At 46.4% G+C, this 15,666-nt stretch carries 21 protein-coding genes; 19 read left to right on the forward strand and 2 right to left on the reverse strand.

Features of this window, described 5'->3' with window-relative positions; all coding sequences use genetic code 11:
* Position 1: 1 nt before the first annotated feature.
* On the reverse strand, positions 2–373 hold the full coding sequence (locus AAZR23_RS09705) for a hypothetical protein (protein ID WP_166708266.1): 372 nt from the start codon (positions 371–373) through the stop codon (positions 2–4).
* A 161-nt stretch (positions 374–534) separates the two neighbouring features.
* Here AAZR23_RS09705 and AAZR23_RS09710 point away from each other — a divergent pair, with 161 nt between their 5' ends.
* From AAZR23_RS09710 to AAZR23_RS09800, 19 genes are all read left to right on the forward strand, one after another.
* Positions 535–1,854, forward strand: a complete 1,320-nt coding sequence (locus tag AAZR23_RS09710; protein ID WP_434692135.1) for a FliI/YscN family ATPase — start codon at positions 535–537, stop codon at positions 1,852–1,854.
* Positions 1,851–2,243, forward strand: a complete 393-nt coding sequence (locus tag AAZR23_RS09715) for a hypothetical protein (RefSeq protein ID WP_434692137.1) — start codon at positions 1,851–1,853, stop codon at positions 2,241–2,243. The genes AAZR23_RS09710 and AAZR23_RS09715 overlap by 4 nt, the downstream gene beginning before the upstream one ends.
* Complete coding sequence (locus AAZR23_RS09720; protein ID WP_434692140.1) at positions 2,243–2,962, forward strand: hypothetical protein; 720 nt, start codon at positions 2,243–2,245, stop codon at positions 2,960–2,962. The genes AAZR23_RS09715 and AAZR23_RS09720 overlap by 1 nt, the downstream gene beginning before the upstream one ends.
* Positions 2,963–3,868, forward strand: coding sequence for a FliM/FliN family flagellar motor C-terminal domain-containing protein (locus AAZR23_RS09725; RefSeq protein ID WP_434692143.1), 906 nt, complete (start codon positions 2,963–2,965; stop codon positions 3,866–3,868).
* A complete protein-coding gene (gene sctR / locus AAZR23_RS09730; RefSeq protein ID WP_166708271.1) occupies positions 3,865–4,512 on the forward strand; it encodes a type III secretion system export apparatus subunit SctR in 648 nt (215 codons plus the stop codon). Before AAZR23_RS09725 ends, sctR begins: the two co-directional genes overlap by 4 nt.
* Before the next feature lie 2 nt (positions 4,513–4,514).
* Complete coding sequence (sctS, locus tag AAZR23_RS09735) at positions 4,515–4,766, forward strand: type III secretion system export apparatus subunit SctS (RefSeq protein WP_166708272.1); 252 nt, start codon at positions 4,515–4,517, stop codon at positions 4,764–4,766.
* Between the two features lie 29 nt (positions 4,767–4,795).
* Entirely contained in the window at positions 4,796–5,548 is a 753-nt protein-coding gene (sctT, locus tag AAZR23_RS09740; protein WP_434692147.1) for a type III secretion system export apparatus subunit SctT, read from the forward strand.
* A 13-nt stretch (positions 5,549–5,561) separates the two neighbouring features.
* Positions 5,562–6,644: an EscU/YscU/HrcU family type III secretion system export apparatus switch protein gene (locus AAZR23_RS09745; protein ID WP_434692150.1), complete on the forward strand. Its 1,083-nt coding sequence runs from the start codon at positions 5,562–5,564 to the stop codon at positions 6,642–6,644.
* A gap of 416 nt (positions 6,645–7,060) precedes the next feature.
* Complete coding sequence (locus tag AAZR23_RS09750; protein WP_434692153.1) at positions 7,061–7,885, forward strand: helix-turn-helix transcriptional regulator; 825 nt, start codon at positions 7,061–7,063, stop codon at positions 7,883–7,885.
* 101 nt (positions 7,886–7,986) lie between these two features.
* Positions 7,987–8,718, forward strand: a complete 732-nt coding sequence (locus tag AAZR23_RS09755; protein ID WP_434692155.1) for a hypothetical protein — start codon at positions 7,987–7,989, stop codon at positions 8,716–8,718.
* Positions 8,648–10,222 carry a type III secretion system outer membrane ring subunit SctC gene (gene sctC / locus AAZR23_RS09760; RefSeq protein WP_166708276.1) on the forward strand — a complete coding sequence of 525 codons (1,575 nt, stop codon included), beginning with the start codon at positions 8,648–8,650 and terminating at the stop codon, positions 10,220–10,222. The genes AAZR23_RS09755 and sctC overlap by 71 nt, the downstream gene beginning before the upstream one ends.
* 36 nt (positions 10,223–10,258) lie before the next feature.
* Positions 10,259–11,449 (forward strand): SctD/MshK family protein, encoded by a 1,191-nt coding sequence (locus AAZR23_RS09765; RefSeq protein WP_434692158.1) that lies wholly within the window; start codon positions 10,259–10,261, stop codon positions 11,447–11,449.
* A gap of 187 nt (positions 11,450–11,636) precedes the next feature.
* Complete coding sequence (gene sctF, locus AAZR23_RS09770; protein WP_054423755.1) at positions 11,637–11,891, forward strand: type III secretion system needle filament subunit SctF; 255 nt, start codon at positions 11,637–11,639, stop codon at positions 11,889–11,891.
* A complete protein-coding gene (locus AAZR23_RS09775; RefSeq protein WP_166708279.1) occupies positions 11,888–12,244 on the forward strand; it encodes a YscG family type III secretion protein in 357 nt (118 codons plus the stop codon). Before sctF ends, AAZR23_RS09775 begins: the two co-directional genes overlap by 4 nt.
* Positions 12,241–12,615: a guanylate kinase gene (locus tag AAZR23_RS09780; protein ID WP_166708280.1), complete on the forward strand. Its 375-nt coding sequence runs from the start codon at positions 12,241–12,243 to the stop codon at positions 12,613–12,615. The genes AAZR23_RS09775 and AAZR23_RS09780 overlap by 4 nt, the downstream gene beginning before the upstream one ends.
* Positions 12,616–12,620: 5 nt before the next feature.
* Positions 12,621–12,932 (forward strand): type III secretion system inner rod subunit SctI, encoded by a 312-nt coding sequence (sctI, locus tag AAZR23_RS09785; RefSeq protein WP_218426469.1) that lies wholly within the window; start codon positions 12,621–12,623, stop codon positions 12,930–12,932.
* Between the two features lies 1 nt (position 12,933).
* A complete protein-coding gene (gene sctJ, locus AAZR23_RS09790) occupies positions 12,934–13,713 on the forward strand; it encodes a type III secretion system inner membrane ring lipoprotein SctJ (RefSeq protein WP_434692161.1) in 780 nt (259 codons plus the stop codon).
* The gene (locus tag AAZR23_RS09795) at positions 13,697–14,317 is read left to right on the forward strand and encodes a SctK family type III secretion system sorting platform protein (RefSeq protein WP_218426471.1); all 621 of its coding nucleotides are present in this window, start codon (positions 13,697–13,699) and stop codon (positions 14,315–14,317) included. Before sctJ ends, AAZR23_RS09795 begins: the two co-directional genes overlap by 17 nt.
* The gene (locus tag AAZR23_RS09800; RefSeq protein ID WP_434692164.1) at positions 14,263–14,886 is read left to right on the forward strand and encodes an HrpE/YscL family type III secretion apparatus protein; all 624 of its coding nucleotides are present in this window, start codon (positions 14,263–14,265) and stop codon (positions 14,884–14,886) included. Before AAZR23_RS09795 ends, AAZR23_RS09800 begins: the two co-directional genes overlap by 55 nt.
* Here AAZR23_RS09800 and AAZR23_RS09805 read toward each other — a convergent pair.
* Positions 14,883–15,623: a cyclase family protein gene (locus AAZR23_RS09805; protein ID WP_218454409.1), complete on the reverse strand. Its 741-nt coding sequence runs from the start codon at positions 15,621–15,623 to the stop codon at positions 14,883–14,885. The genes AAZR23_RS09800 and AAZR23_RS09805 overlap by 4 nt on opposite strands.
* Positions 15,624–15,666: the final 43 nt, after the last annotated feature.

A 15,666-nucleotide genomic window follows, 5' to 3' on the forward strand; every position in this document is an offset into this window, starting at 1 on the left:
ATTATACTTTTATCATCAGGTTTTTGTGGGATATCAGAAGTAACATATTGTCGAGCAATGAGCTTAAGATCGGAAAAGCAGCGACGATATCAGGATCAGACTCTGAATGTGTTAATAAACAGAGGTCACTCAGCAAATGACAGAATAATACCGGCTGCCCGGCCAGCTGCGGATCAATGACCGGACGGGCAGCAAGATATAACTGTTTCCGGCTGTCTCCGGATTGATACAGCGCCGCCAGTTCAGACGGAAAAATATCACTGAATTCACCGGATACGGCCGGTTTCACTGCCGCCGTGGTCATTCCGGCTGACATTTCCTGCGGATTTCCCTCCGGAAAAACAGCGCCGTAAGCCGAAATACGATTAATCATCCGTTAACTCCTCCCGCAAATAATAACGGCCGCTCTGCTGCGATTCCCTGACAGCAGCATCCGTTTATTTTTATATTCTCCCCGCAGTTTTTACTAAAATTCCCCCTTCCGCTGCCATCGCAGGCAAACCGTTTCCGTCAGACTGGTGCGGAGGAGTTTTTATGACAATAACCACACTGCGTTCCCGTCTCAGAAAACAGCGGACAAACATAACCGGTGATCGCTTTTTCACGCCAATCGGCCGGGTGCTCAGTGTCACCGGCACTCTCATCCGGGCGTCGGTCAGCCACGTTAAAATCGGGGATATCTGCCTGCTGCTGACCCCGGGAAACCGGATAAAAGCCGAAGTGGCCGGTCTGGACGGCAGTGATGCTCTGCTCACACCTTACGGCGGAGTGAACGGAATCTCGGCCAATACCGGCGTCCTCACTACCGGTGCCCCCCTGCGGATTGCATTGTGGCCGTCGATGACCGGTCACATTTTTAACGGACTGGGGGAAGCACTGACACCGGTGACACTGCCGCCGGAGGTGATATACGGCGATCTGCATAACGACCCGCCGCCGGCGCTGACCCGGAAGATGATCACCACTCCGCTTGCTCTGGGTATCAGAGCGATTGACGGTCTGCTGACCTGCGGCGAGGGGCAGCGGATGGGAATATTTGCCGCCGCCGGCGGCGGAAAAAGTACCCTGCTTGCCGCGATTATCCGCAATACCGAAGCGGATATTTGTGTGCTGGCGCTGGTCGGGGAACGGGGACGTGAGCTGAATGAATTTATTCAGCATGACCTTGGTGAATGCGGGCTGAAAAAAGCAGTGCTGGTTGTCTCCACATCGGACAGACCCGCTGTTGAGCGGGCTAAAGCCGGTTTTACCGCCACCCGGATAGCCGAGTATTTCCGTGACCGGGGAAAACGGGTTCTGCTGCTGATGGGCTCCGTGACGCGGTTTGCCCGCGCACAGCGTGAGATAGGCCTGGCTGCCGGAGAACCGCCTGCCCGTCAGGGATATCCGCCGTCCGTCTTTGCGCAGTTACCGGCGCTGATGGAAAGAGCCGGACAATCCGATACCGGGTCAATCACCGCGCTTTATACCGTTCTGGTCGAAGGTGACGATCTGAATGAACCGATTGCGGATGAAACCCGTTCAATCCTTGACGGACATATTATTCTGACGCGAAAACTGGCGGAAATGCAGCACTATCCGGCCATTGATGTTCTGAAATCCGCAAGCCGGGTCATGAACCGTATTATTCCGGAAAGTCAGAAAAAAGCGGCTTCCGCTGTAAAGACGGTACTTGCGCAATATGATGAACTGGAGTTTCTGATCCAGCTTGGCGAATATGAGCCCGGAAAAAATCCGGATAATGATGACATCATCCGCAAATACCGCAACATCATGCAATGGCTGAAACAGGGAACGGATGAATCTCAGGATTATGCACAAACCTGCCGGGAAATCACGGAGTCTGTATTATGATCGCCATCAGCAACAGCAAACGGGCACGCATTCTGCGTTATTACCGCTATCAGTCAGCACAGGCAGAACAACTGGCGGCGGAAGCCCGCAAAACAGTACAACAACTGAACCACCGCCGGGAAACACTGGAACAACAGGCCGCCGTACTATCCCGGTGCCGTGATGCACTTGCCGCAGGCCCGGATGCCGGGTCCGTCACGACCGCCGGTTATCTGGATCTCTGCCGCCGGCAAATGATCGGACTGAGTGCCGATACCGTACTGGCGGAAGATGCGCTGCGCAGTCATGCGCAGACGACGGAAGCCGCACAGCGCATTCTGAACGATCGTCAGAAACAGTTACAACGACTGGATCTGAAACAACAGCTTATCAACCGGAACGTGTTCTGATGGCACGTTTTTTCTTCTCTCCGCCGGCCACCACCGCAGTTCCGGTACCGTTACTGAAACCGGCTGTATACACACCAGCGGCAGCTGTCGCCACCAGCGCGGAGATCCGGCGGTTTCTGTTTGTCACTCAGCACGGAAAGTTCCCGCCGGCATTTGATATATCTCCGCAGCACTCCGCCCGGCCACAGAAAGAAGCCATATCGCCACAACCAAAAACAGAGATTCCCGGATTCTGTCTGTTCCCGGCCGGAGATAAAGGGGAACCGATCTCAACACCGCCGGTTTTCCGCGGCAACGCCGCAGATAAGGATACAGGCACTGACCGCAAAATCCCCGGTGAAACAGAAACTATCCCCGCAGATCTTGTTCCGTACAGCCACACAGAAAAAATAACGGCACATCTTCAGCTTCGCAGAAACGATCTTATCACCGCTATCAGCGATACACTGCTCAGCCGCATCAGCCATATTGCCGGAAAAACCGGTTCACTGAGCACCTGCCGGGCCACCTTTCCGGTTCTGGGAGAAGTCAGTTTCACTGTCCGCCACAGTGCAGACGGTGTGCATATTCAGATCCGCTGTCCGTCAGCGGGACAGGCACTTCTGCTGTCCTGCCTGTCTCAGTTACAGGATCGGCTGACACAGAAAACGCCTCAGCCGGTCACTATTTCGCTCACCGGACACCTTTCCGGGTCCGCCTCTGCCGTGAGGCGCAAATAAATGAACGACAGTTCTTCAAACCCGGTGATTATCCTCAGCGAACAGGATCTTGCCGCTATCCGGCTGAAACAGCGTTACCGGACGCGCTATTCCTCCGGTTCAGGGGATGCGGAAATCCGGTATCAGACACACACCACAACACTGACACTGGCTGTCACCCGGCGCGGACAGTCCGGCTCTGTTTACTGTACTTATGATGACCTGGCTGTTTTACTTCAGCCGCAATTATCAGGTACCGACATTCGCTTGTTACCGGATGATATACTGACAACATTGATTACAGCATGGCTGGACAGCCACTCCGCAGAATTTCATTTACAGGAAATAATAAAAGAAAACAAAACTGTTACCGGACTTACCGTTATTTTCAGCAGTGCTATTTTCGTATTTTCTGATATATCACTCATTCATTCCCACCTTGAATTAATGAATACACCAACCGCGAAAATACCCCTGAAAATACATATTTGTTCTGCCGATTTTTATCTGCCCCGGTGTGAAATACTGAGACTGAACACCGATGATCTGATTATCAGCCCGTTTTCTGATGACCACATTCCGGTTTCTGTTTATTACCGGCACGCTTTTGCGGCAACCGGCACCCTGGATTCAAATAAGGTGACTATCCGAAAAATGACCCTACATTCACGGCGTAAAACCGCATTATCATCACTGAAAAGTGTGATCCGTTTTGAGCTGGCAGAAACAGAGATAACACTGGATGAACTGGCCGCACTGAAGCCGGATTCACTGATAACACTGACCGGGCAATCTGAACATTATATCCGTGTTTTCTGCGACGACGATTATATTGCTGACGGCATACTGGTTTCATTTCAGCAGCGCCTTGCCGTTCAGATTAAAACACTGACCGGTATCCCGGAAAACAGTGACACCGGGTCATGACTATTTCAGAACCGGTCTCTTTAATTGTCCTGCTGGCACTGCTGTCCTTTATACCGGTGATTATTGTGACCGGAACTGCCTTTATTAAAATAGGGATTGTGCTGTCTCTGTTCCGTAATGCCCTCGGCGTACAGCAAATCCCATCAAATCTGACGATGCACGCCTTCGCCCTGATCCTGACAATGTTTGTTATGGGACCCGTGATATTCGATATTAAAGATGCCGTTGATACTGACCGGTTATCGTCTGAACCGGCATATCTGTCAGAGGCCGTCATCCGGGCAGAAAAAATATACAGCCATTTTTTAATCAGAAATACCGCCCCTGAAAGCCGTCAGTTCTTTCAGGAAACGGTTAAGAGCATCTGGCCGGAACGGTACCACCCGTCACAAAATAATCCGCCGTTATATATTCTGTTACCCTCTTTTACGCTCAGTGAATTAATCAATGCCTTTAAAATGGGTTTCTTACTTTATTTACCGTTTCTGGCCATTGATTTTATTGTTTCCAATATTTTACTGGCAATGGGAATGATGATGGTATCACCGATGACACTCTCTGTTCCTTTAAAACTGCTGTTATTTGTGATGGTCGGCGGCTGGGAAAAACTGACCCGCGCCCTGTTATTCAGTTATCAGTTCTGACGATGGATCAGCAACTGCTTTTCTGCACCGGACGAATGCTCTGGCTGATTTTTATTCTGTCACTGCCGGCGATCCTCGCAGCAACAATCGTTGGTGTACTGGTGGCGATAATTCAGGCTATTACACAGATTCAGGAACAAACACTGGGGTTTCTGTGCAAACTGACTGCGGTGGTTATCACACTGTTTATGACGCTGAGCTGGTCCGGTCAGCAATTACTGGTATTTATGAATCAGATATTCGGATTACTGTAATGTTATTAACCGGATTAATTTATCCCTTTTTGATTTCCCTCTTCCTCTCACTGCCCAGGTTATACGGTTTTTTCTTATTATTACCGCTGATAAATAAATCACTGACCGGACACCGCTTAATCTATAATGCTATCGTATTATCTCTGGGATTATTTGTCCGTCAGAGTCTGCCGCCATTGCTGCCTGAACTGACGTCCTGGGTTTTCTTTTTTATTATTCTGCGGGAATTTTTCACCGGGTTACTTTTTGGTGTGATTGCAGTTATACCGTTTTGGGCCATCGAAGCAGCCGGACAATTTATTGATCAGCAACGCGGTGCCACGGCAGGCAGCATGCTGAACCCGCTTTCCGGGCAGCAGGCATCTCTGACCGGCATCTTTTTCACGCAGTATCTGATCCTGTTTTATCTGACATCAGGTTTATTTTTTCAGTTACTGACATTATTTTTCCGGAGTCTGATCTGGTATCCGATCACCGCATCTGATTTTCCGTTTCCGGCAACGCTGCTGCCGCTGTTTTACGGATTACTGTCACTTTATAGCCATGCGGTGATTAATTTTGCCCTGCCGCTTATCATACCGATGTATCTGACCGAAATTGCGCTGGCGTTTATCAATAAATTTGTTCCCGCCTTAAATGTCTTTGTTATTGCCATGCCGCTTAAATCGGCAGTTGCACTCTTTGTCGCGACCGGTTATATCATGCTGGTCAATGAACCGCTGACCACCCTGGTCAGGGAAACATTTACCCTTATCACCCGTCTGAATATGCCGTTATTGTGACGACAGAAACAGTATGAGCGGAGAAAAAACTGAACAGCCCACGGCCAAAAAACGCAGGGATAACCGCAAACAAGGCATGGTATTTAAAAGCCGGGAATTACTGCTTTTTCTGATCTCTCTGTGTCAGGTCTGCGGGCTGATCACCTTTATTCCGTCATTATATTCCGCTTTTTATTCACTGTTACAATATACCCTTGAGAGTGCTGCCACCCGGCCATTGCCGCTGATGATATCGGATATAAAAGTGCTGATTGCCGGGAAATTACTTCCCCCGCTGATATCACTTACCGGGGTATTTATTGCCGGTATTGTTGTCAGCCATATTCTTCAGTTTGGTTTGCTGCTGAACCTGTCCGCCATAAAATGTGATATTACCCATATCTCCCCGCATAAAGGGATCAAAAAAATATTTTCCCTCAATAATATCTGGGAATTCATTAAATCCGTCATCAAAGCCGGATTATTGTCACTCATCCTCTTCTGGTTACTGCGCCGCCACTATCCGTCATTTGTCAGGTTAGTCACTGTCAATATCCGCGAAAATCTGATGGTTGCATACGATATCGGACAGTGGCTGCTTTATCTGTTTTTTTCCGGGGTACTGATCATTGTGCTGGCTGATATTGTTATTTCCCGTCACGGCTATCAGAAAAAGATGCTGATGACCAAAGAGGAAATCAAAAATGAATACAAAGAATCCGAAGGTAACAGCGAAATAAAAGGCAAACGCAAGCAGTTCCACAAAGAGATACAGCAGCAGGATATGCGATCAGCCGTCAGGAAATCACGCTGTATCGTTGTCAATCCCACACACTATGCGGTGGGTATCGATTACAGGGAAGATCGGACACCACTGCCGGTGATCACTTTTAAAGAACAAAATGATATTGCACTTCATATCCGCCGGATAGCCCGGCAGGAAGGCGTTCCGCTGATTGAAAAGAAATATCTGGCCCGCTACCTCTACCGCGTTGGTCAGATCGGCAGTGCTGTTCCGCCGTCAACACTGGAAATCATTGCTGAGATTTTATACTGGCTGGAAAAAAGCGATCAATATCGTGGTGCAGACACTGACCTCACCGATAACAATCAATGATAAATTAAAACGTTAATTTTACATTTAATGACATTATGCATACATAACCCGGAAATATTTTCCCTGAAATAACGTATATTTCCCCTTAATAGCTTTCTTTCTTTTTTTTTCCGCTTTTTTGTTAAATAACCACATCGCATGTATCTTTTCTGTTCCTGTCATTTTATGACATTAACATTTTTATTATTTAATTTTAATGACATCTTTCCATTAACGATTAATTAATCATCTGATTATGAGGATATTGATTCACTCTGTGAATAAAGAGCTATCTAAAGCAATAAATAAAGCCATTAACTCTGATAATCAGGATTTAAAAGTAGAAAACATCATTACTGACTATATAATTATATACATTGAATGTATTAAGACCGTCACTTTTGATTTTTACCCGCATTCGTTACTCAGAGATGCTTATGAATTCACTTAGTTTATTAGATAGCGAACAAATTATTATACAGCCTGTAGCCATCGAATCATCTGACTTCAATATTATTGAGCAGCAGGAAAAGGGACTGTATATCCTGGTCTCCGGCACCATGAAATGGCAGGATTGCACCAGCTCTTTCATGGTGAATAAAAATGAAATTATTTTCTCCAACCAGGGCAGTTATGCATATCAGCAGGTATCTGAAAATGCCCGCTTGTTATGGGTACCCCTCAGTAATAACTTTCTGCGTGATTTTCTTCATCGCTTTTCTGACATACTGACACACCTTCACAGAATTACTGAACCTACCTCAGGTATTCTGTTTTTTCCGCACTCTGATATCATGGCCGGCAGTATTGACGGACTGTACAGTTCCTATCAGAATAATACCCCTTTCCCGCTGATGAAATTAAAGCTGGAGGAGCTGTTGCTGATTATTGCGCTCAGTGAACAGGGAATAAAACTGATGTCGGTACTTCGTCAGCTAAGTAACCGTCAGGTTGAGCGTTTACAGGCGTTCATGGAAAAACATTATCTGAAAGACTGGAAACTGAACGAATTCGCCAAAGAATTTGGTATGGGTCTGACCACCTTTAAAGAATTATTCGGTACAGTTTACGGTACATCTCCGCGGGCATGGATCAGTGAGCGCCGGTTATTATTCTCTCACCAGTTACTGTTAAATACTCAAATGAGTATTGTAGATATTTCCATGGAAGCCGGTTTTTCCAGTCAGTCTTATTTTACACAGAGTTACCGGAAACGATTCGGATTTACCCCCAGTAAAGCCAGAACCAACCACATTATCTGACGAATAATGATAAAAAATTAAAATAAAAATTACACCAATATAATATCGCGTCTGCTAGGCTGTCCCCTTTGCTGTACTTTATGTTTAACACAGAGGGAATTATGCTTAACAAAACAAAAGATACTGCTATTGTGTCAGATACTGACGCATATGTTTTTTATGAAAAATATAATGAAAATGATTTATTATCAAAATATATTCACCGAGAAAATATTGATAAATTAAAAAAAACCGCTTGGTTCAGCCGCAGGAAAAAATGGAATATTCCTTTCCGGCATAGTGATTTAGTTATGATCCGAAAAGCCATATATCAACATCCGGATAACTGGGAATCATATCTGGCTGATACGATCAGACTATCCGAATCCCGCTGCTGGGTCGACTGGATTATTACTGGTGCCTATCAATACTGGCAGAATAAAAACCATAGTGAATTAATCACACTGAAAAATACATACGATGAATATCTTATTAATGAAAAGCAGCTGTCAGCCTTAGTTTCACTTTACAGAGATAATGACATATTAGTTGGTCAGTCTGTTATTGATGAGACAGAACACAAGCTATCAGATTGTAAACAAACAGCGGCACGGCTGGAAAATGAGATTAATACATTACAGCAATCTGTTTTGTTTAGTGTCCGTGACCTTTATGATGCATTCCGTGCCACTGTTTATCACAATAATACGCTGACGCATGACCATTTTCCGGATGAGTTACAGATATTCATCGACTCTCTTTTATTACTGAAAGAAAATAATAATGAACGCGTATATCAATGGTTATATCAAAGAAATCTTTGCCTGCATGGTGACACTATACTCTGGTATTAATGTCCGCCGGATAAACCATTACCTGACAGGGATACTTATATCCCTGTTTTTCTCTGTTTGTCAGGCTGAGTCATTTACCTCTGATGAACCTTACAGCTTTATTGCCAACAATACCCCGTTATCCGAAGTTCTGATCAATTTTGCCGCCAATAATGATATTGAAACCGAAATAAGCCCGGATATAAAAGGGTTTGTGAATGATCATCTCAGTGCGGATACGGCGACAGAATTTCTGGAAAAATTGTCCCGCCTCTATCGTCTGGAAACGTATTTTTATAATAATACGCTGTATGTCAGTAAAAAGAGCAGTAATCAGACCCGGACTATAGGGCTGAAATACCTGACAGCAGGAGATGCCGCCACACTGTTACGGGATACCGGTATCGCTGACAGCCACCGGAAAATAACAATCAGTTCCCCGCGGCAACTCAGGCTGGCCGGGCCGCCTGCTTATCTCACATTTGCACAACAGGCAATTGATGCCAGAGAGAGTGAGTTAAGTGAGCAACATCTTTCACCGGTACAAACTGTCACTATTATTCCGCTGAAATACAGTTCAGCAATCGACCGGATTATTAAATACCGCGACAGTCAGATTACCGCACCCGGCGTTGCCACTATTTTATCCCGAATTCTTTCCGGACCGGTTAATCTTCCCGGATACAAGTCACCGGAAGGTCAGAATAACTATCAGGGTGTTATTAATGCAGACCCGACACTGAATGCCATTATTTTACGGGATACACCTGAGAAAATAGCATTATATAAGGAATTGATCAGTAAGCTGGACATCCCGACATCCCGGATAGAAATCGCACTTTATATTATCGATGTTGATACTCAGCGTGCCGGTGCTCTGGGTATTGACTGGGGCGGCACCATAAGCAGCGGTAAGACCAATATCAGTATATCTTCCACCTTATCACCACAAGGTGCCGCGGCCGGAACGCTGCTCAATCAGACCGGACTGAATCAGTTGCTGGCTAACGTACATCTGCTGCAAACCAAAGGCTATGCCCGGATGGTATCCCGCCCGACAATTCTGACGCTGGAAAACAGCCCGGCACTGATCGACCATAATGAAACCTATTATGTCAAAGTCAACGGTGAGCGGGTCGCTGAATTAAAAGGCATCACCTACGGAACACTCCTGCAATTAACACCCCGTATTATCCGGGAAACCCAAAATACCCTGCTGGATATGACCCTGCATATCGAAGACGGTAATCAGAAAGCCGGTAATAACAACAGTGATACGATCCCGACAATCAATCGTACCGTTATTGATACCATTGCGCGGGTCGAATTAGATCAATCGCTGCTGATCGGCGGTATTTACCGCGATGAAGAATTAAAAACAGAATCAAAAGTTCCGTTACTTGGTGATATTCCCTGGCTGGGAGCGCTGTTCCGGAGTGAAACAACACAGGAACGCAGTGCTGTCAGATTGTTTATTATCCGGCCGCGGATTATCGATTACGGAAAACCGGTTTCATCATCATAAAAAAACAGTTTTTAATACGGATATTAATACCTGTCTATGACTATCACTTTATCTGTTTTATCCGGCCTGCACCGGGGAACAAAAGCAACGTTTCCGGTTCCGCCTTCCGGCGATATATTCATTACGCTGGGGGCGGATGCATTACGCACCGATATCACACTGCTGGATCCGGGTATACTTCCGGTGCATTGTCGTCTGGCTGCGGATAAAAACGGTCTGCGCCTTTGTGAGAATAACAGCAGTGTACCGCCGGAACAGGGTAATCGTCATATTCTTCCCGGTGACCATATTGTTGCCGGGAAGCGTTTTGAATGTGCCGGGATAAGCTTCAGTGCACAATACACAACAGCAGCAATACCCTTTCGCCACCGGAAAATCGTCTTTATTTTCGTCTTTATATTGCTGTTCATTTCCGCCGGACTCTTTTTCTTCACCCAGCCGGGACGTACGATACCGTCCGCAGAACAATTTTTATCGGCGGAACCCTACCGTTGTTTATCACGGGAGAAACACGATAATAAATGGATAATCCGCGGGTCCGTGACCCGTGCGGCAGAAAAAGAACTGGTGGCTTTTTTCAGGCAACAGGATATCGCCTACCGGCTGAATATCAGCACCCCGGATACAGAACTGAACACATTAAATTCATGGCTCAGTGCAGCACCGAATAATCACCTGACTGCCGAATTAAGCACAATGTGCGGCCACATTACTATCCGCGGAACCCGGGCACCGCATCAGCAAAAAATATCAATGAAAGACTTTTTACCGGCGTTACTAATACCATCAGGAATGTTGATTGATGACCAATCAATAATCACTGACGATTATATAAAAAAAACAGATTTGCAGATAAATACAGTTAAAAAAAGCAATGATATTCTCAGTTATATGTTCACGGAAACGTCACTTGTTATTATCACCGCCCGAAAGGAAAGTGCACAATTAAAAAAACAGTTATCCGTATTTCTTGATACGTTTAACCGGGAGTTTACATTTAACTATCAGCCTGAGTTTCGTGTACAGCCGATCAGTAAACCCGGCATCAGGATCAGCGCGGTTTCTCTCGGGGAAATACCGTATATTATTACTGACAGCGGGGGAAAATACAGAGCCGGGTCATCTCCGGATAACGATACCAGGGTTATTTCCATTGATAAGGAGAAGGTGGTGTTACTGTATAAAAACGAATATTACACCATCGTACTGACTGATGACAAAAAATGATGATTCATTTGATTACCTGATAAAAAATCACCCGGCAGTGTTATTACGGATACAAAAATTAAAACAAGAAACAACATGTCGTATGTCAGCGTCAAACAGTAAGCATATTTTTACTCAGCTCCGGACAAAAGCAGATGCATTGGATGCTGCCGAAATCATTTTAAATACACTGTATTAAAGGGAATTTATGCCAATTATTTTTGACCCGACACGAAGCGGAAGTGTACTTGATGACATACTGAACAGCCTGAAAGAACAGGCTCAGACAAATGAAAAAGAGCTGAAAGACGCAATAGAAAGTTTAAAAACAAATCCGGATAATCCGGCGTTGTTACAGGAATTACAATACCGGACAACAAAATGGAGTCTTGTTTTTAATACCGCATCTTCATTAGTTAAATCAATGAAAGATATTATGCAGAATATACTGCAGAAAATATGATGGTATATTCAGATGAACGTCTTCTTGCTGAAATCGCGCTGGCCGGTATTCTTGCCGGAAAATATAAAGAAGCGGAGGCTATTGCTGCCTGGTTGCTGACGCAGGACACGCGGTATCATGAAAGCGGAAAACTGATCCTGGTGACCTCCTGGCATGCCTGCCAAAAATACACAGAGATTGTTCATCTGCTGTCAGGTAGCTGCAGTTCATCACTGTTACCGTTTAAAGCATTAAGTGAATACCATCTTGGCCTTACCCATAATCTTAAAAAAACAATAAAAATATTAAAATCCGACGGAAATAACGAATTAACGGTATTTGCCGAACAATTTGAAAAGGATTTGTTTTTATGAACAAAGATACAAACAGCAATAATGAAATATCTGATATCACTGAAAACCGTGAGCAACTATGGCTGGAACTTGAAAACTGCACAGTTGAAAACCCGGAGTATCGTGAGTTATGTAATACACTGCTGACGCCGGTTATTTCTGATTTAAAAAAAATCAGTTATCAGAATACTATCAGCCGGGATATGTTATTGACGATTTTGTCCCGTTATGATGAATACGGTCCTCACCAGGAATTTATTTTGTCACGGTTATGGCAGAAATTACCGGATTCACTTTCCGGCACAACACTTAAACATCTGATATCTGCCGAGCTGAATCAGCAGATAGCAGTAAATAATCAGCTGGTTCTGCAACAGAATAACATCCGGTGATCACAATGATATCTGCACTCCGTACCCATACACTTCCGCTGTCTGATCTCGCGGTGACAGCGGAGGAGAATACTGTATCAGCGCAACCGGCTGAGGAAACAGAACACCTCAAAAAGATATTTGATAATTTCTACCGGACAATGAAACAGGATGCTGACAGTATCGCCGGATTGCGTGACAGTGCAGCACTGACATCGCCGGATATATTATTGCAGACACAATTAACCCTGGCAAAAATTCATTTCCGTGAAGAATTACTGGCAAAAACTGTCGGAAAAGTCAGTCAGAATATCGATACTATTATTAAAAGCCAGTAATATGCGGTTACTTATCTCTGCACTCTCCCGCTATTTCCGCTTTGTTATAATCAGCCTGTCAATATTATTACTGACGGCCTGTAAAACAGAGCTGTACAGCGGATTACTGCAAAAAGAAGCGAATGAAATGTATTCTCTGCTGCTGGAGAATCATATTATTGCGGAAAAAAAATCCGGCAAAGAAGGAATGGCAACGTTATTTGTTGAGGAATCACAGGTTCCTTATGCCATTGAATTGCTCAAACAACGCGGCTATCCGCAGAGACAATTTCAATCCCTGAACGATATTTTCACCGGCGATACGCTGATCCCAAGCCCGCAGGAACTGACGGCCAAACTCAGCTATGTCCGCTCACAGGAACTGGCTCAGATATTATCCGATATTGATGGTGTGATTACCGCCAGAGTGCTGTTTACCCGGCCTGAATCTCAGGCCAATCCAGAGACCGCGGACGGAAAACAGGGACGGGCTGTGATATTTATTAAATATTCCGCTGATATTCCGGTATTCCGCTACCGTGAGCAAATTATGCAGCTGGCAAAAAACAGTATTGAAGGACTGGAGCCTGAGAATATCAGCCTGACACTGATACCGGCGGTGGCCACCAAACCGGTGATCACCACACCGGAATTACGGACGATGCTGAATATACAGGTCACCACCGGCTCTTATCCTAAATTACTGGGGTATATTGCCGGATTTGCGATACTGCTGCTGCTATCTCACCTGCTGCATTTTTTCTTTCACCGCCGGAAATTACGTCATGGCTCCGCTGACTGAATTCGGGTTTTTCTTTTGTCCGGCACTGTATTGCCATCCCCGCAATCTGGATACACTGCCGGATTATTCACTCATATCCGCCCTGCCGGATAAATACAGAAATCCGCTGCTGAACAGCCGGTTGTTCAGCCATTATGACTTAACCGCAGAAATAACGGTATTGTCCGGGCTTCAGCGGGCGATATTACTGAGTGACACCGGATTACAACGCTTTCTGACTTTCTGTGGTTGTTGTTTCTACCTGCCGGATCTGATGACGCACTGGCCGGTTCCCGCCCGCCGTCACCCTTTTTCCGCTTTAACACAGGAAGATGCCGGACGGCTTCTGAACTGGCAATCCGGCTTATTATTACCGCTGCACAACTACCAGCGCTCACTCACTCATACTGATCAGGATAACGTGATTCTCAGTGTCACCGGCCGTCAGCTGTGGTTTTATCTGCTGCGGGAGAGCCATGAGCAATTTCACCGGCGGGCGGAATTGCGCTTTCCGGATACCGTGCCGCTGATCCCGTTTCCTTCTGAACTCACAACTTTTCTGAACACATTATGCCGGACGATACTTCAGGCGCTGACAGCGTCAGATTGCCCTTCAGCCGCCTGACCGCGGATACGTTTACCCTGACGGCAGCCCCCTGCATTATCCCGGCTGCCGGTTACCGCGGGTTACTCAGCAGAGAAGCGCTGAAAGCGGAGACAGAACAACTGCGCAGCCAGATGCGGACAGAACTGGCTGATGAGGCAGAAAAGGTGCGCAGGCAGGCACAGGATGAGCTTGCTTCCGGGCAGGCGGAAGCCCTGTTGCAGACCCGCCGTCATTGCAAAGAGGTTATCGCGCAACTTGATAATGAGATAACCGCAATGATCTGCCATACCGTACAGATACTGCTGGAAGAGACACCACCTGAGAACCGCCTGCGGGCGGCCCTGCGCCGGAGCATGAAACAGATAAACCCCGGTTTTTCCGTGGCGCTGGTCGTACACCCGGATCAGACCACATTTTTGCATCAGTGGCTGTCAGCAGAAGGCACAATAACGCTGCCGGATGATATATCGGTTGAAACAGACAACACCCTCCTCCCCGGCGACTGCCTGATCCGCCAGGGCAGGCAGATTATTCATGCCACACTGGAACACCAGCTTTCGGTGCTGCGGGAAATGTGCCGCGATTAATCCGGTAAAATCGCAAATGACCGGACCGGGAACCCGCCTGCATTGTCCGGTTTTGCCACGATATTAAAAATGACCGCGCCTTTGGCCGGGACTTTATCCAGATTGGTCAGCAACTCTATCTGATACGCATCCTGATCCAGTACAAAATATTCTGCCAGCAGCGCACTGTTTTTACGGAAATCCTGCGCTGAATCGGTATCAAACGTTTCATGCCCCACCGCACTGATTCCCCGCTCACGGAACAAAAACTCCAGCGCATCCAGACCCCAGCCCGGAATATGGTTGTTGCCTTCCGCATCTTTGTTATCCATCAGTGCCTGTGACGGCCAGCGTTTGCTCCAGTCCGTGCGTAAAGCCACAAAACTGCCGCTTTCGATACGGCCGTGTACCTGCTCAAACGCCAGAATATCCTCTGCGGATAAGGCAAAATCCGCATCCTGCTGTGCGCGGGCGGACTGATCGATCACCACCAGCGGCAGCACCAGCTCCTTCAGTTCCAGCTCGTGAACGAAGCGGCGTCCCTCCACAAAATGGCACGGTGCATCAATATGGGTGCCGTACTGGCCGGGGAAAGTAAACTGCTGGGCAAAAAAGCCGTCACGGTAATCAAACAGGGTTTTGAATTCCGCCGGTTCAAACATAAAAAAGTACGGTGAATCCGCATTAAATGCGTGTGTCAGATCAATCCATTTTTTTGATTTCAACAGATTCACGGCTTCAGTTAATGATAATGACATTCTGCCCCCTCAATGTTATACCGGTAGTTGTTGTGATTTATGC

The organism is Morganella sp. Je.2.23 (assembly GCF_051129855.1).
GTDB classification, from domain to species: Bacteria; Pseudomonadota; Gammaproteobacteria; order Enterobacterales; family Enterobacteriaceae; genus Morganella; species Morganella sibonii.